Below are 16,404 nucleotides of genomic sequence, written 5' to 3' on the forward strand. Positions count from 1 at the left end.
GTTACTCGTGGTCGTCACTCACGTGGCAGCCGAGATACGGTCGGTCCGCGCGTTCGCCATCACGAGCGCGGACGAGTGCAACCTTTCGACGACGTGAGCCCGTCTCCTCTGCGTGGGCGTAGCGAACGGAGATGAGTGTGGGTAAGGCCGGCAAGAAGGGCCGCAAGTCGTCCATGTGGCGGGGCGTGCCGCGCTGGGCCAAGGTGTGCACCGTGTTCGGCCTGGTGCTGACCATGCTCAGCGGCGGTGTGCTGGTCGGCACCGAGGTGCTGATGGCCCGCTACGAGGGCGCCGTCGGCAAGGCCGACCTCTTCGGTGACCAGGCGGCGGGCGCCAAGGAGAAGAAGAGCGACATCAAGGGCCCGCTCAACCTCCTGCTGGTCGGCATCGACCCGCGTACGCCGACGGCGGCGCCGCTGGCCGACTCGATCATGGTGCTGCACGTCCCGGCGTCGATGGACCGGGCCTACCTCTTCTCGCTGCCGCGGGACCTCTACGTCGACATTCCGGCCTTCAAGAAGGCCAATTTCAACGGCGAGTCGACGAAGATCAACGCAGCCATGTCGTTCGGCAGTCAGGTGCCCGGCAAGAACCCCGACGCGGCGCGGGGGTTCGAGCTGCTGGCCACGACGGTGCAGAACGTGACCGGCATCAAGCGGTTCGACGCGGGTGCCATCATCAACTTCACCGGCTTCCAAAAGATCGTCGACGCGATGGGCGGCGTCGACATGTACGTCGAGCGGGACGTGAAGTCGGAGCACAAGCAGCCGGACGGCAAGCCCCGGCCGGGCAACCCGCACGGCTACGGCTACATCGGCCCGCAGGCGGTCTACAAGAAGGGCAACCACCACCTCAGCGGGTGGCAGGCTCTGGACTACGTCCGGCAGCGCTACGAGCGCAACGGTGTCCCGGACGCCGACTACGGCCGGCAGCGGCACCAGCAGCAGTTCGTCAAGGCGATGGTCGGGCAGGCGTTCAGCGCCGACGTGGTCGCCAACCCGATCAAGCTGGACAAGGTGCTGCGCGCCGCCGGCCAGTCCCTGATCTTCAACGGTCGGGGCAACAGCGTTGTCGACTTCGGGCTCGCCCTCAAGAACATCCGCCCGAACACCATCCAGATGATCAAGCTTCCCGGTGGTGGGCTCTTCGAGGGCAAGACCTACAAGGGTGAGCAGTTCCAGGCAGGCGTCCCGGACTTCTTCACCGCCCTGCACAATGAACAACTGGACCCGTTCCTGCTCGAGCACCCGGAATTCCAGAACAAGACCAAGTAGCCGTGGCGCAGCTCTCGCCACCCGCGTTGGGGGCGGCGCGGCGGCACGACTAGACTTTCGGCAATCCGCCGCCGCAGCAAGGAGACAGCGTGGCAAAGCAGCTTCACGTCGAGCTCGTCGCCGTCGAGGAGAAGGTCTGGTCCGGTGAGGCCGAGATGGTCGTCGCCCGGACCACCGAGGGCGAGCTCGGTGTCCTGCCGGGTCACGCGCCGCTGCTCGGCCAGCTCGCCGAGCCCGGTCAGGTCCGCATCAAGCTGGCCGGCGGCGAGCAGGTCTCGTACGAGGTGGCCGGCGGCTTCCTCTCGGTGAGCGCCGAGGGCGTCACCGTGCTGGCCGAGAGCGCGACCCCGGTTTCCGCGCAGAGCCGCTGAGTCACACCGGGGATGGAGATCGTCGAAGGGATCGGGGTCGGCGTCGCCGTCATCCTCGTCGCGCTTCTCGTGCTCTTCGTCCGGCGGGCCCTCGTGACCCGCAGCGGTGGCATCATCCGGCTCAGCGTCCGGGTCACCACCGTGCTCGACGGGCGTGGCTGGTCGCCCGGCTTCGGCCGGTTCGCCGCTGACGAGCTGCGCTGGTATCGAATGTTCAGCTTCGCGATCCGCCCCAAGCGGGTTCTCTCCCGCAAGGATCTCGCGGTCGAGCGCCGACGGTTGCCCGAAGGGCAGGAACGGCTCTCCATGCCGGCCGACTGGGTGATCCTCCGCTGTACGAGTCACCACGCACCGGTGGAGATCGCCATGGCGCGATCGACCGTGACCGGTTTCCTCTCCTGGCTCGAGGCCGCCCCTCCGGGGGCGGTCTCGCCGCGTCTGGCCTCCCAGGACTGGCCGGCTGCCTGAGCCGTGCCGGCTGTCGGTGTCCCGCTCGAATGGATCCCGGAATGAAAATTGGGCCACGGCAAGCCGTGGCCCAATTTTTTGCTGCGTGACTAGCAGCTCGAGGTCCGCCAGCGGTGCGATCGCAGGTTCTCGTAGATGTCGTTCATGAACTGGTCGTTCTGTCCGAGGCATCCGTACGTGCCGGTGTAGTTCGCGCCGGAGTAGAAGTACACGGACCGGTAGCTCGTGCTCCGGCCCCGGTTCTCGGCCGAGCGGACCACCTGGTTGTCCGCCCAGGAACACACGACGGGCGCGTTGAACCAGTCATTGTCTGCGTTGCTCCAGCTACACATCGAGCCGGTGGCGTTGCTGCCGCTCCAGACGCAGAAGTCCCCGACCGGGCACGTGGCGGCTGCCTGTGCCGGCAGGGCCATTCCGAAGACGAGTAGCGACATCATTCCGAGCGTGGCGACGAGCCTGCGTGCGATCCTCACAAATCTCCCCGTTCATCGGCAGTTCGCGGCAGCCGATCGATGCCGCCCCCCAGACCCTATACATAGGACAGTTGGACGTCGATAAATATCGAGTGACGGCGAAGCGAACCGGGCGTGATTCCACGCCTGGCCGGTCGAGGTGGGAGTGAGAGAACCGCCCCGACGTCGGCAAGTCGGCCGGCGTGCGGTCGGCGTGCCGACGACGGTGGCGGGCCGGGTGGGAGGGGGCTGGTTGGGAATTCGCCGGGACCACGCGTGGTAGCCGCGAGATCGGGAACCCCACACCCGTACGACGCAGACGGTCAGCGGTTGCCGCCCGGCACCCATAGCACATCGCCCGCCGGATTTGCCGTTCTTGACAGGATAAAGAGCAGATCGGAGAGCCGGTTGAGATACTTTGCCGGGAGCGGGCTGGTCCGGTCCGGATCGTGGCTGACCAGCGCCCACGCTGCCCGCTCGGCGCGCCGGGCGATGGTCCGCGCCACGTGCAGCAGCGCCGCGCCGGCGGTGCCGCCGGGGAGGATGAAGGAGTCGAGCTTGCTCAGGCGCGCGTTGTACTCGTCGCACCAGCCCTCCAGGCGCTCGACGTACTCCTCGGTTACCCGCAGCGGCGGGTACTTCGGCTCCGGCTCGACGGGCGTGGACAGGTCGGCGCCGACATCGAACAGGTCGTTCTGTACCGACGCCAGGACGGCCCGCAGCTCCTCGTCGAGCTGGCCCAGGGCGAGTGCGACCCCGATCGCCGCGTTGCACTCGTCGACATCCGCGTACGCGGCGATCCGTGGATCGGTCTTCGGGACCTGCTCGTTGTTGCTCAGCCTGGTCATGCCGGCGTCGCCGGCCTTGGTGTAGATGCGCGTGAGGTGGACGGCCATGACGCACAGCCTACGGATACCGGAACTGACGATCCCCGCTCGGCCGGACACGACAGCCGGCTGGCCAGCGGTGGTGGGTCCGGGCCACGCCGGTGACACGGCGGTCAACGACGTCGACGTCATCCGGGTCTGCGGTGCGGCCCGGCTGGCGGGCACCGTGCACGTCGTCGGCGCCAAGAACTCGGCACTGAAGTTGATGGCCGCCGCGCTGCTCGCTCCCGGCCGCAGCGTGATCACCAACGTTCCGCGGATCACCGATATCGCGATCATGGGGGAGGTCCTGCGGCGGCTGGGCTGTGACGTCCGGTTCGACACGGACCACCCCGTCGATCCGATGGTGGCGCGGGGCGGCGTCGCCCGGTCCCGCTCGGTCACCATCGACGTACCCGAGCAGCCGGGCGCGGAGGCCGACTACGACCTGGTCCGGCGGCTGCGCGCGTCGATCTGCGTGCTCGGCCCCCTGCTGGCCCGTCGTGGCTACGTGCGGGTGGCCCACCCGGGCGGCGACGCGATCGGCTCACGTGGCCTGGACATGCACATCTCCGGGCTGACCCGGATGGGCGCGGAGATCTCCGGTGAGCACGGGTTCGTCATCGCCGAGGCCCCGCACGGGCTGCGCGGCGCCGACATCGTGCTGGACTTCCCGAGCGTGGGGGCGACCGAGAACCTGGTCATGGCAGCGGTGCTGGCCCAGGGCGCCACGACGATCGACAACGCGGCCCGGGAGCCGGAGATCGTCGACATCTGCACGATGCTCAACCAGATGGGCGCGCGGATCTCCGGCGCCGGCACGTCCACCCTGCGGATCACCGGCGTGCCCGGCCTGCAGCCGGTGCGGCACGCCACCGTGGGGGACCGGATCGTCGCCGGCACCTGGGCGTTCGGCGCCGCGATGACGCGTGGCGACGTGACGGTCACCGGCCTGGACCCGGCCTACCTGGAGGTCGCGCTGGACAAGGTCGTCGCGGCCGGCGGCCTGGTCGAGACGCGGGGCGACGGCTTCCGGGTACGCATGGACGACCGGCCCCGCGCGGTGGACGTGGTGACCCTGCCGTACCCCGGCTTCGCCACCGATCTGCTGCCGATGGCGATCGGGCTGGCCTCGGTCAGCGACGGCGCATCCCTGATCACGGAGAACATCTTCGACGGCCGGTTCATGTTCGCCAACGAGATGATGCGGCTCGGCGCGGACATCAAGACCGACGGGCACCACGCCGTGGTCCGCGGTCGCGAGCGGCTGTCCGGGGCGCCGGTACGCGCCACCGACATCCGCGCCGGCGCCGGGCTGATCATCGCCGGACTCTGCGCGGACGGACCCACCGAGGTCTCGCACGTGCACCACGTCGACCGGGGTTACCCGGACTTCGTGGCCGACCTGCGCGCGCTCGGCGTGGCGGTGGAGCGGGGCACCGCGCCCGAGGAGCCGTCGCTGGAGATCTGAGACCCCGCTGCGCCTCTCGCGGTCTCAGGTGGCCTGCAGCGAGGCGCGCACGTGCCGTCGGGCGTCGTGGATGCGTGACTTCAGGGTGCCGACCGGGATGGAGAGGTGGTCGGCGATCTGGTCGTAGGTCAACTGGCACAGGTCGCGCAGTACGAGCGGGGCGACCAGTTCGGGTCGGTGCGCCTCCAGCCGTTCCAGCGCGTCGAGCAGGTCGAGCCGGGAACCGGCGATCACGCTCGTGGTGCGGGGGTCAGCGGTGTCGAGCGGGAGCTGGGGCGTGGACTGCTCCTCGGCCCGACGCTTGAGGCTCCGATACGTCTGCCGGGCGCAGTTGGCGGTGACGATGTGCAGCCAGGTGGAGAACTTCGACCGGCCGGCGAAGCTGTCAATCTTGCGGGCGACCTGCAGAAGCGCATCCTGGCACGCCTCCTCGGCGTCCTGCCGGCAGGGGAGGAGGCGTAGACACTGCCGCATGACCTGCGGACCGATCCTGATCAGCAACGCGTCGAGGGCGGCGGCGTCCCCCTTGGCGGCACGATCAGCCAGCTCTTCGACATCAAGATCGTCTGGCATGATCGGGCCCCGTTCCTCAGCGTTTAGTCGGCCATAATACGGGCGTGTCAGTACCCGGCAAGATCGGCCGATACCGCGTTGTGGGGCGTATCGGATCCGGAGCTTTCGCCACCGTGTGGCTCGGCGCCGACGACGCTCTGGACGCCTCCGTCGCGATCAAGGTGTTGGCCGACAACTGGTCGTACCACTCCGATCTGCGGGAGCGGTTCGAGCAGGAGGCGCGGATCATGCGACGGACGGATTCGAGCCTGCTCGTGCGTGTGCTCGACGTCGGCGAGCTGCCGGACGGACGCCCGTACCTGGTGATGCCGTACGCGGCCGGTGGCACTCTCGCGGATCGACTCGCCTCGGGACCGATGCCGGTCCGGGAGGCGCTGCTCGTCGCGGCCGACATCACCCGCGCCGTCATGGTGCTGCACGAGGCCGGCGTGCTGCACCGGGATCTCAAGCCGTCCAATGTGTTGTTTCAGCCGGCGGCGGGCCGGGATCGGGTGCTCGTCGCCGATCTTGGCCTGGCCAAGGCGCTCGCCAACGCGTCCGGCTTCACGATCGCGGCCGGCACACCCGGCTACATGCCGCCCGAGCAGGCCACCGCCGGTGGCGGTCTGGACATCCGCGCGGACGTGTACGCGATCGGCGCGACGACCTACCACATGGTGACCGGCCGCCCGCCCGACCCGGCATGGTCCGCTGGCAGCCGATCGGGCCGGGCCGGACGTTCTCTCCCCCGTCCGTCCCAGCTCCGGCCCGGAGTTCCCACCGAAGTGGACGACCTGGTGCGGCGTGCGCTGCATCCCGACCCGCGGCAACGCTGGGCGTCCGCCGCGGTGATGCTCGGGGAACTCCAGCGGGTCATCGCGTCGACGGAGCGGGAGGCGGGCCGTGGTCGCCTCGTGCGGCAGTTGGGGAGGGTCGTCGGCGTCGCGGTCGCCCTGAGCGCCCTGCTGGCGACGACCGGTTCCAGCTCCACACTGTCGGAACGGCCAGGGTGGGTTCGGGTACGCGATGCCTCCGGCGCTCTCTCGGTCGCGGTGCCGGCGAGCTGGGCCGGCCAGCTGAAGGACGCCGGCTGGGATCCTTCGGTGCTGCGCCTCGCGGCCGGCCAGGCGCCGGGTCTCGTGGTCGCCCCGGATCTCGCCGCCTGGTCGGACCCGGCGAGTGGGATGCCCGGTGTGTTCGTCGGGGTGAGCCGGGCACTGCTCGGCGGCGACCCGGCGCCGGCGTTACCCAGCCACGCCTCCTGTGTCCAGCAGCCCGACCGGACCGTGGATGTGGGCGGGGACCGGGCGCTGGTACGGCGGTGGACCTCGTGCGGCGCCTCGGTGTCGTTCAGCGAAATCGTGATCCCGGTGCCGCAGCGCCGCTATGGCGTCTACCTGCAGATCAAGCAGGTCGACGACGCGGACCTGACCGACGAGATCCTGGCCGGCCTGCGGTTGTCCAGCGCGCTGGCGCCACAGGCCGGCCGTTTCGAGTCGGTCTACTCGTAGCAGTCCTGGTTCGCGTACTGGAGGGTCAACTGGACGACCTTGCCCTTGACCGTCTCGATGCGGTAGACGGCCTTGCTGTTGCCGGGGGTCTTCGCGAAGCCACGACCGTTCGTCGCGTCTCCGTCGGCCGCCGTCCAGGCCGGGTAGATCCGCAGCATCTCGGCGCTCGACATGCCGATGCGTGCTCCCTCGGGCGTCTTGATCCCCTCGTACGCGTCGATGGTCGCGATACCCAGCGTCGACGAGAGAAGGACGGCCCCCTCCTCGCTGCGGGCGGCGCGCAGGTACGACGGCGTGCAGCCGCCCGTGTTGCTGGCGAACGCCCGCAGCAGTCCCGTCCCGGTGGCCTGCTGGCGGGTCATGCCGAGCTTGAGTGAACCGATGCCGTTCGGACCCAGGACGAGCGACGTGGGGCGGGTCGCGGTGCTGGACGGCCGGGCGGACGGCGTCGAGGAGGGAGAGGTCGAGGAGGGAGAGATAGGCGGCGGGATGGGGCTGCCGGTGGTGACCGCGCTGGTCGTCGGTTCGGGCGAGCCGGCCGGCGCGGCGTTGCCGTCCTGGTGTGCGGGCGACGAGCACGCCGCGACGAGCAGGAGGCAGGTGAGGGTTCCGACCATGGACGTTGCGCGCATCATGAGCTCCAGGCTGTTGCCACTTGTTGGTTGTCGTAGGGTTCGATGCACCCACTCGGGAGTTTGTTCGCTCCGGCGAGTCGCGAATTCGTCACCTGCCCTTAGTCATCGTTCAGGCTCGCCGACTAGGGTGCAGGCAGGCACTCAATCGCAGTGAGGGAGAAGCAGATGGCGGGTCGACTCGCGGTCGTCGGGGCCGGGCTGATGGGCTCCGGCATCGCCCAGGTGGCGGCGCAGGCGGGCTGGCAGGTGACGCTGCGCGACCTGGACGACGCGGCCACCACCCGGGGGCTCGGCGGCATCCGGAAGTCGCTGGAGAAGTTCGCCGAGAAGGGCAAGATCGAGGCGTCCGACGTCGAGGCGACCCTCGCGCGGATCACCCCGACCACCGACCTGGAGGCGGCGGCGGACGCGGACATCGTGGTCGAGGCGGTCTTCGAGCGGCTGGAGATCAAGCACGAGGTGTTCCGGGCGCTGGACAAGATCTGCAAGTCCGACGCGGTGCTCGCCACCAACACGTCGGCCATTCCGGTCACCCAGATCGCGGCGGTCACCGAGCGGCCGGAGGCCGTCGTCGGCACCCACTTCTTCTCCCCGGTGCCGATGATGCAGCTCTGCGAGCTGGTGCGCGGCTACAAGACCAGCGACGCCACGCTCGACACGGCGCGAGCCTTCGCCGAGGAGATCGGCAAGACCGTCGTCGTGGTCAACCGCGACATCGCCGGCTTCGTCACCACGCGGCTGATCTCCGCCCTGGTCATGGAGGCGGTCAAGCTGGTCGAGTCGGGCGTGGTGTCCGCCGAGGACCTGGACACCGCCTGCCGGCTCGGCTTCGGGCACGCCATGGGTCCGCTGGCCACCACCGACCTGACCGGCGTGGACGTGCTGCTGCACGCCTCGAAGAACATCTACACCGACACGGCCGACGAGAAGTTCTTCCCGCCGGAGCTGCTCCAGCGCATGGTCACCGCCGGTGACCTGGGCCGCAAGACCGGCAAGGGCTTCTACACGTACTGAGCGGGTGACGACCGGGGCGGGGCTGCCCGCCCCGGTCGGCCCGCTCAGCCGTCGCGCTTGGTGGTCCAGCGGAAGGTGGTCAGGCAGAGCACGAGCCCGATCACACACCACAGGGCCAGGACCAGCGCGACCCGCCCCAGCTCGAACGAGCCGCCCGGCTCCTGCGCCCCGAAGCTCTCCGGCAGGAACACCGACCGCAGGCCCTGGCACATCCACTTGAGCGGGAAGAACGCGGCGACCTGCTGCATCCAGGTGGGCAGGTCGGTGAAGACGAAGAACACCCCGGAGATGAACTGGAGCACCAGCGCGACCGGAGTCACCACCGCCGAACCGCTGCGGGCGGTGCGGGCCAGCGACGAGATGGCGATGCCGCACAGGGTGCAGGCGGTCACCCCGAGCACGGAGACCCAGCCGAAGGTGAACCACTTCCCGGCGGTGCCGGGCAGGTTCAGGTCGAACAGCGCCACCGCGACGGCCAGCAGCAGCGCGGTCTCGGCGATCCCGATCGCCACCACCATGATCACCTTGCCGGCGAACCAGACCCACTTCGGCATCGGCGTGCCCCGGTAGCGCTTGAGCACCCCCCGGTCCCGCTCGATCGGGATCCAGATGCCCAGGTTCTGGAAGCTCACCGTCATCAGGCCGGTGGCGATCATGCCGGTGATGAAGTACTGGGTGAACCGGACCCCGCCGCCGATCGTCCCGTGGAAGATCGACGCGAAGATCAGGATCATGATGATGGGGAAGCCCATCGTGAAGACCACGGACTCCCGGCTGCGCAGGAACTGGGTGATCTCCAGTCGGCCCTGGCGCAGGGCCAGCGTGCCGACGCCCGGCCGTCGGCCCGGGGTCGCGGCGACCGGCGTCGCCGGCTTCGTCGTGGTCGTCATCGCGAATGTCCGATCATCGTGAGGTAGACGTCCTCCAGGGTCGGCCGGGTCACCGTGAGCCCGGGGACCTCGCCGCCGTAGCGCGCGGCCAGGTCAGCCACGAGGGCCGTCGGCGTCGCGCTCTGCGCTCTCTCCCACGTCCCTTCCGGGGTACGCCAGGAGACCGTCGCGAGCGCATCCTGGCGGTTGCCCAGCCGGTTGGGCGCGGCCACCTCGACCAGCCGGCCGCCGGCAATCACGCCGACCCGGTCGGCGAGCGCCTCCGCCTCGTCCAGGTAGTGGGTGGTGAGCACGATCGTGGTGCCGGCTGCGGCGAGGTCGCGGATCAGCTCCCAGAACTCGCGGCGGGCCTCCGGGTCGAAGCCGGTGGTCGGCTCGTCGAGGAAGAGCAGCTCGGGGCGGCCGATGATGCCCAGCGCCACGTCGAGCCGGCGCTTCTGCCCGCCGGAGAGGGTGTGCGTACGAGCCTTCGCCTTCGCCGCCAGCCCGACCCGTTCGATCACCTTGGCGGGGTCGTCCGCGTCCGGATAGAACCCGGAGAAGTGCCGGACCACCTCGGCCACGGTCAGCTCGTCGAACTCGCCGGTGCCCTGGAGCACGATGCCGACCCGGGAGCGCCATCCGGCGTCCGGTCGGGCCGGGTCCGCGCCGAGCACGGACACCTCACCGGCGTCCCGGTGCCGGTAGCCCTCCAGGATCTCCACGGTCGTGGTCTTGCCCGCGCCGTTCGGGCCGAGCAACGCGAACACCTCGCCCCGGTGGACGTCGAGGTCCACGCCCGCCACCGCCACGTTGTCGCCGTACGCCTTGCGCAGCCCTCGGACGGAGATGGCCAGCTCGTCATCCATGCGTCCAGTGTGCGTCCTGGTGGCCACCGGTCGACGCCCGGGGTGTGGCGGTGCCGGCCACGGCGGGCGCTTCGCACCCGGCCGTCCTCGACATGGACCTGTGTGGTTTTCCACAACGTCTTCTACTGAACGGTAACTTAGACTCCGGCCATGGATGAGACGCCGACCCGGCTGCCCGAGCGGGACCGCCCGTGGGTCATGCGCACGTACGCCGGCCACTCGTCGGCCGCCGCGACCAACGCGCTCTTCCGCCGCAACCTCGCCAAGGGGCAGACCGGCCTGTCGGTCGCCTTCGACCTGCCCACCCAGACCGGCTACGACCCCGACCACGAGCTGGCCGCCGGTGAGGTGGGCCGGGTCGGCGTGCCGGTGGCCCACCTCGGCGACATGCGGGCGCTCTTCGACGGCATCCCGCTCGCCGGGACGAACACCTCGATGACCATCAACGCGCCGGCGATGTGGCTGCTCGCCCTCTACGCGGCCGTGGCCGCCGAGCAGGGGTCGAGCGCCGACCTGCTCGCCGGCACCACCCAGAACGACATCATCAAGGAGTACCTGTCCCGGGGGACGTACATCTTCCCGCCGGCGGCCTCGCTGCGGCTGACGGCGGACGTCATCGCGCACACCCTGACGACGATGCCGAGGTGGAACCCGGTCAACATCTGCTCGTACCACCTTCAGGAAGCTGGCGCGACACCCGTGCAGGAGGTCGGCTTCGCGCTGGCCACCGCCGTCGCCGTCCTCGACGCGGTCCGCGACTCCGGTCAGGTGCCCGCCGAGCGGATGGGTGACGTGGTGCAGCGGGTCTCGTTCTTCGTCAACGCCGGGGTGCGTTTCGTCGAGGAGATCGCCAAGATGCGCGCGTTCGGCGTGCTGTGGGACGGGATCACCCGGGAGCGGTACGGCGTCACCGAGGCCCGGCAGCGGCGGTTCCGCTACGGCGTACAGGTCAACTCGCTCGGCCTCACCGAGGCACAGCCGGAGAACAACATCCAGCGCATCGTGCTGGAGATGCTCGGCGTGACGATGTCCCGCGACGCCCGAGCCCGTGCCGTGCAACTGCCGGCCTGGAACGAGGCGCTCGGCCTGCCCCGGCCCTGGGACCAGCAGTGGTCGCTCCGGATGCAGCAGGTTCTGGCGTACGAGTCGGACCTGCTCGAATACCCCGACCTCTTCGCCGGTTCGCACGTGATGACCGCACTCGTCGACGAGATCGTCAGCGGGGCGCGCGTGGAGCTGGACGCCGTGTTGGAGATGGGCGGTGTGGTGGCCGCCGTGGAGACGGGCTATCTCAAGAGCGCGCTGGTCGCCTCGCTGGCCGAACGCCGTCGCCGGATGGAGTCCGGACTCGACGTGGTGGTCGGCGTCAACCGCTTCGCCGAGACCGAACCATCCCCGTTGACGGCGGCGGGCGCCGAGGCCGTCGAACAGGTCGATCCCATGGTCGAGGCGGTCGCCGTCGCCTCCGTACGCGAGTGGCGTGCCGGGCGGGACGGCGCGGCGGTCGACGCGGCACTGGCCCGGCTCCGCGCGGACGCCGCGACCACCGCCAACCTGATGCCGGCGACCCTGGAGTGTGTACGGGTCGGGGTGACCACCGGGGAGTGGGCCGGCGCGCTGCGCGACGTCTTCGGTGAGTACCGGGCGCCGACCGGCCTGTCCGGCGCCACCGGCAGCGGCGGCGACGCGGGTCTCGCGGCGGTCCGCGAGCGGGTGGCCGCCACCGCCCGCGAGCTGGGCAGCGGACGGCTGCGGTTGCTGGTCGGCAAGCCCGGCCTGGATGGGCACTCGAACGGCGCCGAGCAAATCGCGGTACGCGCCCGCGACGCCGGCTTCGAGGTCGTCTACCAGGGCATCCGGCTGACCGCCGGCCAGATCGTCGCCGCCGCCGTCGAGGAGGACGTCGACCTGGTCGGGCTGTCCGTGCTGTCCGGCTCACACCTGGCGGCCGTGCCCGCGGTGCTCGACGGGCTGCGGGCCGCCGGCCGGGCGGACCTGCCCGTGGTGGTGGGCGGCATCATCCCCGTCGGTGACGCCGACACCCTGCTCGCCGCCGGGGTGGCCCGGGTCTTCACCCCGAAGGACTTCGCCCTCACCGGGATCATCGACGACCTGGTGACGGTCATCCGGCGGGCCAACGACCTGCCCTGACCCGGTCCCGTCGGAGTCAGCGACCGGCGTACGTCATGCAGTCGGCCAGGTCGTTGTCCGGCCCCACCTTGATCGACGAGGCGTGGCACTCCAACTGCTCGTTGTGTCGGCAGTCGGAACGCTGGCAGGCGCCCACCTGCGCGGTGAGGCCGTCCACCCCGCCCCGCACGGGCGACTCGACGAAGGTGTGGCAGTGCGCGTGGTCCATGCTGCCGATGGTGATGGCGAAGGCGTGGCAGTCACCGCCCTGGTTGTACGCGCATGCCGCGACGACGCATTCCTGGACTCGGGGCATCTCCATTGCAGTGGTCATGCCAACCTCCTCTAGGCTCCTGCCCCGATATTAGGCATTTGCCAGCCTGCGCTCACCCGATATGCCCGTCTGGCCACCCCGGCGCGTGATCGGCGATGCCCGGCGTGATCGGCGATGCGGGCGTGATCGGCGAGGTCGGTGTGATCGGCGATGCGGGCGTGATCGGCGAGGTAGTGTGATCGGCGATGCGGGCGTGATCGGCGAGGTCGGTGTGATCGGCGATGCGGGCGTGATCGGCGAGGTCGGTGTGATCGGCGATGCTGGCATGATCGACACGAGATCACCGATACCGCGGTGTCAACCGGCCCCGGATACCCCGACTTCGGCGATGTCGAGTCGATCATCGCTCGGATGCGCCCCCGCCGGTCCCCGCCGGCCCCGCCGCCCCCGCTGGCCGCGGCGATCGCTGGCCGCGCCGATCGCGCTGGCCCCTGCGCCCCCGCCGGCCGCGCTGCCGGCCGGGGTTATCTCCCGTTTTGGACTCTGCGCGAGGTGGCCTCGTGCGCAAGACCCGGATCATCGCCCCCCGGGAATGACCCCGGGCCGCAGGTCGTTGGACCCGGACTCGGCGCGACGGGCCCCGCCCGTTCGCGGGCCTGCCGGTCTGCGGGAATGGCCCCGGGCCGCAGGTCGTTACACCCGGTCCCGGCACGGCGAGCCCCGCTCCCCGCGGATCGTCAGCCCCCGGGAATGACCCCGGACCGCAGGTCGTTACACCCGGTCCCGGCACGACGAGCCCCGCTCACCGCGGATCGTCAGCCCCCGGGAATGGCCCCGCCCCCCGGGTCGTTACACACGGACCGGCCGCCACGAGCCCCCCCCCCGCTCGCAGGCCGCCCCCAGACTTTGAGCGCCCGGACGAGGTGCTGACACCCCCGTCACCGATCCCCCGCACTGGTGACAGGTGGATGTTTCCTACCCCCGAAGGAGCAACCCACATGAACACGATCTTCCGCAAGAGCATGCTGTCCATCGCCGGTCTCGCGTTCGCCGGTGGCGTCTTCGCCGGCCCCATCGCCGCCCACGCCAACCCGGTCGACGCCAAGCCCGCCGCCGCAGCGGTGCAGACCACCGCACCCAAGCCGCAGGGCGACCAGTCGCACATCGACCTCAACGGCGAGCAGACCGCCAACGCCAAGGCCATCATCGCCGCCACCAAGAAGGCCGGCCTGCCCGAACGGGCCGCGGTCATCTCGATCGCGACGAGCCTGCAGGAGTCGAAGCTGGAGAACCTGGGTCACCTCGGCGACATGAACGACCACGACTCGCTGGGTCTGTTCCAGCAGCGCCCCTCCTCCGGTTGGGGCACCCCGGAGCAGATCACCAACCCCGAGTACTCCACCACCGCGTTCCTCAAGGGCCTCAAGCAGGTCGATGGCTGGCAGGACATGCCCCTGACCGACGCCGCCCAGACCGTCCAGGTCTCGGCGTACCCGGACGCGTACGCGCAGTGGGAGCAGCAGGCCACCGACCTGGTCGCCCACAACTGGAACAGCTAAGACACACAGATGGCCGGCACCCCGACAACGGGTGCCGGCCATCGCCGTACCTTCGGATTGCCGGTCAGACGCGGAAGCCAGCGGCGCGGGCCGCCTGACGTTCTCGGCGGCGTTCGGAGCGTCGACGCAGGAACCAGTAGACGAAGCCGACCAACCCCACCAGGAAGGCGAGTACGAGCACCGGCAGGATGACCGCGACCAGGGACATGACCACGCTCGTCGCGTCCTCGGCGGTGCTGGCCACCGGGGCGCCAAACCCGGCGGTGGTCGCGTTGATCACCGGGCGTGCGGCGGACTTGAGCAGGTGTACACCGAAGGCGAGGAGTACGCCGGTGGCGACCGGCACCCACTGGTGGCTGGAGAAGAAGCTCCCCGGGTCGCTGACGGTCACGGTCTCCGACGACGAGCCGGCCCCGAAGGCGAGGCCACCGGCGGTGGGCCGGACGACGGTCTGCACCACGTCGTTGACGTGGTCGACGACCGGCACCTTGTCCGCCACCATCTCGACGGCGAGCAGGACGGCAAGGATGACGATGACCCAGCCGTTGCCGAGCCACGTCCAGCCGCTGGGCAGGTCGATCAGGTTGGTGTAGCGGCCGAGCAGGCCGAGGACGAGCAGGGGTATGTAGGCGTTCAGCCCTGCCGAGGCGGCGAGGCCGGTGCCGGTGAGAACTTCGAACACGGTCTCAGCATCGCACCGACGCGCCAGTGCCGCTCGGTGGCGGTGGCGGACTGCTCGGCTACCCTCGTCGGGTGCGGTTGGTCATTGCGAAGTGCTCGGTGGACTACGTCGGACGGCTCTCGGCTCACCTGCCGCCGGCGACTCGGCTGTTGATGGTGAAGGCGGACGGGTCGGTGTCGATTCACGCCGACGACCGTGCGTACAAGCCGCTGAACTGGATGAGCCCGCCGTGCCGGCTGGAGGAGGCCCCCGGCGTGTGGCGGGTGGTCAACAAGGCCGGCGAGGAGTTGCGGATCACCCTGGAGGAGGTCTTCCAGGACACCTCGTACGAGCTGGGTGTCGATCCCGGCCTGCGCAAGGACGGGGTGGAGGCACACCTGCAGGAGTTGCTGGCGGCCAACCCGACCGTGCTGGGCGAGGGGTTCACGTTGGTGCGCCGCGAGTACATGACGGCGATCGGCCCGGTGGACCTGCTCTGCCGGGACGCGAACTCCGGCGCCGTGGCCGTCGAGATCAAGCGGCGTGGCGAGATCGACGGCGTGGAGCAGTTGACCCGCTACCTCGAACTCATGAACCGTGACCCGCTGCTCAGCCCGGTCACCGGCGTGTTCGCCGCGCAGGAGATCAAGCCGCAGGCCCGGGTGCTCGCCGCCGACCGGGGCATCCGGTGCGTCGTCGTCAACTACGACCGGCTGCGGGGCATCGAGAAGGACGAGCTGACCCTCTTCTGACCCGGCTCACCGCCCGGTCCGTACGGCGATCAACGACTTCGGCAGGCCGAAGACCCGCTCGACGAGCATTGTCGAGTCGGGAAAGTAGTGGCGCATCTGCGAACGGTCCAGCAGTTCGGTCCAGAGCACCTGGTGGATGGCGGCTTCGTGGCTGCGGGTCGGTTTGTGGCCGAGGGGCCAACGGCGAGCGAGCGCCGTGCGCATCCGGATCGGTAGGAACTGCATGCCGGGCGCGATCCAGTGCGGCTCGATGGGAAAGTAGCGGTAGGGCGTCTGCACCCAGTGCCGATCGGCCAGCGAACGGGCCGCGGCGGCGAACCGAAGTCGGCGCTCGTGCCCACCGACGTGTTCCAGCACGGAGTTGGAGAAGACCAGGTCGTAGGCGCCCTTGGTGACACGGGGTGGCAGGTCGCAGGCGTCGGCCTGCTCGACGTGGGCCCACTCGGGTACGGCTGCGGGCGGCTGTTCCAGGTTGACCACGGTGACGCGGGCCGGCCGGACGGTGGCGCGGTGCCAGGTGCCGAGCCGGCCGCCGAGGTCGACGACGTGCATGTCGCCAATGTCGGGGAAGGTGCGCGCCAGCCACTCCGAACGACGACGCCGCTGCCGAGCGCTCCACGACTGGTCACTGTCGACAAGGCTGTGTCGCAATCGATTGTGGCCCATTTAACGCAAT

Annotated in this window: 18 protein-coding genes; 9 read left to right on the top strand and 9 right to left on the bottom strand. The window is 70.0% G+C overall.

Annotation, left to right across the window (positions count from 1 at the left end; all coding sequences use genetic code 11):
• Positions 1 to 131 precede the first annotated feature (131 nt).
• The 3 genes from AB0B55_RS26830 to AB0B55_RS26840 all read left to right on the top strand — a co-directional run bounded on the left by AB0B55_RS26830 (position 132) and on the right by AB0B55_RS26840 (position 2,113).
• The gene (locus AB0B55_RS26830; protein ID WP_357133989.1) at positions 132 to 1,274 is read left to right on the top strand and encodes an LCP family protein; all 1,143 of its coding nucleotides are present in this window, start codon (positions 132 to 134) and stop codon (positions 1,272 to 1,274) included.
• Between the two features lie 89 nt (positions 1,275 to 1,363).
• Positions 1,364 to 1,645 carry a F0F1 ATP synthase subunit epsilon gene (locus AB0B55_RS26835; RefSeq protein ID WP_355052864.1) on the top strand — a complete coding sequence of 94 codons (282 nt, stop codon included), beginning with the start codon at positions 1,364 to 1,366 and terminating at the stop codon, positions 1,643 to 1,645.
• Between the two features lie 12 nt (positions 1,646 to 1,657).
• The gene (locus tag AB0B55_RS26840; protein ID WP_357133993.1) at positions 1,658 to 2,113 is read left to right on the top strand and encodes a DUF2550 domain-containing protein; all 456 of its coding nucleotides are present in this window, start codon (positions 1,658 to 1,660) and stop codon (positions 2,111 to 2,113) included.
• A gap of 89 nt (positions 2,114 to 2,202) precedes the next feature.
• Here the strand turns inward: AB0B55_RS26840 and AB0B55_RS26845 are convergent, their stop codons facing one another.
• Both AB0B55_RS26845 and AB0B55_RS26850 read right to left on the bottom strand, forming a co-directional pair.
• Complete coding sequence (locus AB0B55_RS26845) at positions 2,203 to 2,586, bottom strand: peptidase inhibitor family I36 protein (protein WP_357174583.1); 384 nt, start codon at positions 2,584 to 2,586, stop codon at positions 2,203 to 2,205.
• Between the two features lie 302 nt (positions 2,587 to 2,888).
• Positions 2,889 to 3,461: a cob(I)yrinic acid a,c-diamide adenosyltransferase gene (locus AB0B55_RS26850; protein ID WP_357133999.1), complete on the bottom strand. Its 573-nt coding sequence runs from the start codon at positions 3,459 to 3,461 to the stop codon at positions 2,889 to 2,891.
• On the opposite strand from AB0B55_RS26850, the gene murA reads away from it, so the two are divergent.
• Positions 3,460 to 4,902, top strand: coding sequence for a UDP-N-acetylglucosamine 1-carboxyvinyltransferase (gene murA / locus AB0B55_RS26855; protein ID WP_357174585.1), 1,443 nt, complete (start codon positions 3,460 to 3,462; stop codon positions 4,900 to 4,902). The two genes, AB0B55_RS26850 and murA, sit on opposite strands and share 2 nt — an antisense overlap.
• 24 nt (positions 4,903 to 4,926) lie before the next feature.
• Here murA and AB0B55_RS26860 read toward each other — a convergent pair whose 3' ends face one another.
• A complete protein-coding gene (locus AB0B55_RS26860) occupies positions 4,927 to 5,475 on the bottom strand; it encodes an RNA polymerase sigma factor (RefSeq protein WP_357174589.1) in 549 nt (182 codons plus the stop codon).
• 44 nt (positions 5,476 to 5,519) lie between these two features.
• Between AB0B55_RS26860 and AB0B55_RS26865 the strand changes: the two genes are divergently transcribed.
• Positions 5,520 to 6,965 carry a serine/threonine-protein kinase gene (locus AB0B55_RS26865; protein WP_357174592.1) on the top strand — a complete coding sequence of 482 codons (1,446 nt, stop codon included), beginning with the start codon at positions 5,520 to 5,522 and terminating at the stop codon, positions 6,963 to 6,965.
• Here AB0B55_RS26865 and AB0B55_RS26870 read toward each other — a convergent pair.
• Positions 6,956 to 7,600 (bottom strand): hypothetical protein, encoded by a 645-nt coding sequence (locus AB0B55_RS26870; protein WP_357174595.1) that lies wholly within the window; start codon positions 7,598 to 7,600, stop codon positions 6,956 to 6,958. The genes AB0B55_RS26865 and AB0B55_RS26870 overlap by 10 nt on opposite strands.
• Before the next feature lie 165 nt (positions 7,601 to 7,765).
• On the opposite strand from AB0B55_RS26870, the gene AB0B55_RS26875 reads away from it, so the two are divergent.
• The gene (locus AB0B55_RS26875; protein ID WP_357134017.1) at positions 7,766 to 8,614 is read left to right on the top strand and encodes a 3-hydroxyacyl-CoA dehydrogenase family protein; all 849 of its coding nucleotides are present in this window, start codon (positions 7,766 to 7,768) and stop codon (positions 8,612 to 8,614) included.
• 44 nt (positions 8,615 to 8,658) lie between these two features.
• Here the strand turns inward: AB0B55_RS26875 and AB0B55_RS26880 are convergent, their stop codons facing one another.
• On the bottom strand, positions 8,659 to 9,504 hold the full coding sequence (locus tag AB0B55_RS26880; RefSeq protein ID WP_357134019.1) for an ABC transporter permease: 846 nt from the start codon (positions 9,502 to 9,504) through the stop codon (positions 8,659 to 8,661).
• Complete coding sequence (locus tag AB0B55_RS26885; RefSeq protein WP_357174599.1) at positions 9,501 to 10,352, bottom strand: ABC transporter ATP-binding protein; 852 nt, start codon at positions 10,350 to 10,352, stop codon at positions 9,501 to 9,503. The genes AB0B55_RS26880 and AB0B55_RS26885 overlap by 4 nt, the downstream gene beginning before the upstream one ends.
• Before the next feature lie 150 nt (positions 10,353 to 10,502).
• On the opposite strand from AB0B55_RS26885, the gene AB0B55_RS26890 reads away from it, so the two are divergent.
• Positions 10,503 to 12,503 carry a protein meaA gene (locus AB0B55_RS26890; RefSeq protein WP_357174602.1) on the top strand — a complete coding sequence of 667 codons (2,001 nt, stop codon included), beginning with the start codon at positions 10,503 to 10,505 and terminating at the stop codon, positions 12,501 to 12,503.
• Positions 12,504 to 12,519: 16 nt separating this feature from the next.
• On the opposite strand, the gene AB0B55_RS26895 is transcribed toward AB0B55_RS26890, so the two are convergent.
• Entirely contained in the window at positions 12,520 to 12,816 is a 297-nt protein-coding gene (locus AB0B55_RS26895; RefSeq protein WP_355052875.1) for a DUF1540 domain-containing protein, read from the bottom strand.
• 938 nt (positions 12,817 to 13,754) lie between these two features.
• Here AB0B55_RS26895 and AB0B55_RS26900 point away from each other — a divergent pair.
• Entirely contained in the window at positions 13,755 to 14,315 is a 561-nt protein-coding gene (locus AB0B55_RS26900; RefSeq protein WP_357174605.1) for a hypothetical protein, read from the top strand.
• Positions 14,316 to 14,379: 64 nt separating this feature from the next.
• Here AB0B55_RS26900 and AB0B55_RS26905 read toward each other — a convergent pair whose 3' ends face one another.
• Positions 14,380 to 14,997, bottom strand: coding sequence for a DUF4126 domain-containing protein (locus AB0B55_RS26905; protein ID WP_357134167.1), 618 nt, complete (start codon positions 14,995 to 14,997; stop codon positions 14,380 to 14,382).
• Between the two features lie 71 nt (positions 14,998 to 15,068).
• On the opposite strand from AB0B55_RS26905, the gene nucS reads away from it, so the two are divergent.
• A complete protein-coding gene (gene nucS, locus AB0B55_RS26910) occupies positions 15,069 to 15,728 on the top strand; it encodes an endonuclease NucS (protein WP_357134169.1) in 660 nt (219 codons plus the stop codon).
• Positions 15,729 to 15,734: 6 nt separating this feature from the next.
• Here nucS and AB0B55_RS26915 read toward each other — a convergent pair whose 3' ends face one another.
• The gene (locus AB0B55_RS26915; protein ID WP_357134171.1) at positions 15,735 to 16,394 is read right to left on the bottom strand and encodes a class I SAM-dependent methyltransferase; all 660 of its coding nucleotides are present in this window, start codon (positions 16,392 to 16,394) and stop codon (positions 15,735 to 15,737) included.
• Positions 16,395 to 16,404: the final 10 nt, after the last annotated feature.

The sequence above is a fragment of the Micromonospora sp. NPDC049107 genome (genome assembly GCF_040648595.1).
In the GTDB taxonomy this organism is placed as follows: domain Bacteria; phylum Actinomycetota; class Actinomycetes; order Mycobacteriales; family Micromonosporaceae; genus Micromonospora.

Bases quoted from the DNA above. Each gene is read 5' to 3' on its own strand.
- AB0B55_RS26830 (WP_357133989.1), top strand. From the start codon at position 132: ATGAGTGTGGGTAAGGCCGGCAAGAAGGGCCGCAAGTCGTCCATGTGG.
- AB0B55_RS26840 (WP_357133993.1), top strand. From the start codon at position 1,658: ATGGAGATCGTCGAAGGGATCGGGGTCGGCGTCGCCGTCATCCTCGTC.
- murA (WP_357174585.1), top strand. From the start codon at position 3,460: ATGACGCACAGCCTACGGATACCGGAACTGACGATCCCCGCTCGGCCG.
- AB0B55_RS26850 (WP_357133999.1), bottom strand. From the start codon at position 3,461: ATGGCCGTCCACCTCACGCGCATCTACACCAAGGCCGGCGACGCCGGC.
- AB0B55_RS26860 (WP_357174589.1), bottom strand. From the start codon at position 5,475: ATGCCAGACGATCTTGATGTCGAAGAGCTGGCTGATCGTGCCGCCAAG.
- AB0B55_RS26870 (WP_357174595.1), bottom strand. From the start codon at position 7,600: ATGATGCGCGCAACGTCCATGGTCGGAACCCTCACCTGCCTCCTGCTC.
- AB0B55_RS26875 (WP_357134017.1), top strand. From the start codon at position 7,766: ATGGCGGGTCGACTCGCGGTCGTCGGGGCCGGGCTGATGGGCTCCGGC.
- AB0B55_RS26880 (WP_357134019.1), bottom strand. From the start codon at position 9,504: ATGACGACCACGACGAAGCCGGCGACGCCGGTCGCCGCGACCCCGGGC.
- AB0B55_RS26885 (WP_357174599.1), bottom strand. From the start codon at position 10,352: ATGGATGACGAGCTGGCCATCTCCGTCCGAGGGCTGCGCAAGGCGTAC.
- AB0B55_RS26890 (WP_357174602.1), top strand. From the start codon at position 10,503: ATGGATGAGACGCCGACCCGGCTGCCCGAGCGGGACCGCCCGTGGGTC.
- AB0B55_RS26895 (WP_355052875.1), bottom strand. From the start codon at position 12,816: ATGACCACTGCAATGGAGATGCCCCGAGTCCAGGAATGCGTCGTCGCG.
- AB0B55_RS26900 (WP_357174605.1), top strand. From the start codon at position 13,755: ATGAACACGATCTTCCGCAAGAGCATGCTGTCCATCGCCGGTCTCGCG.
- AB0B55_RS26915 (WP_357134171.1), bottom strand. From the start codon at position 16,394: ATGGGCCACAATCGATTGCGACACAGCCTTGTCGACAGTGACCAGTCG.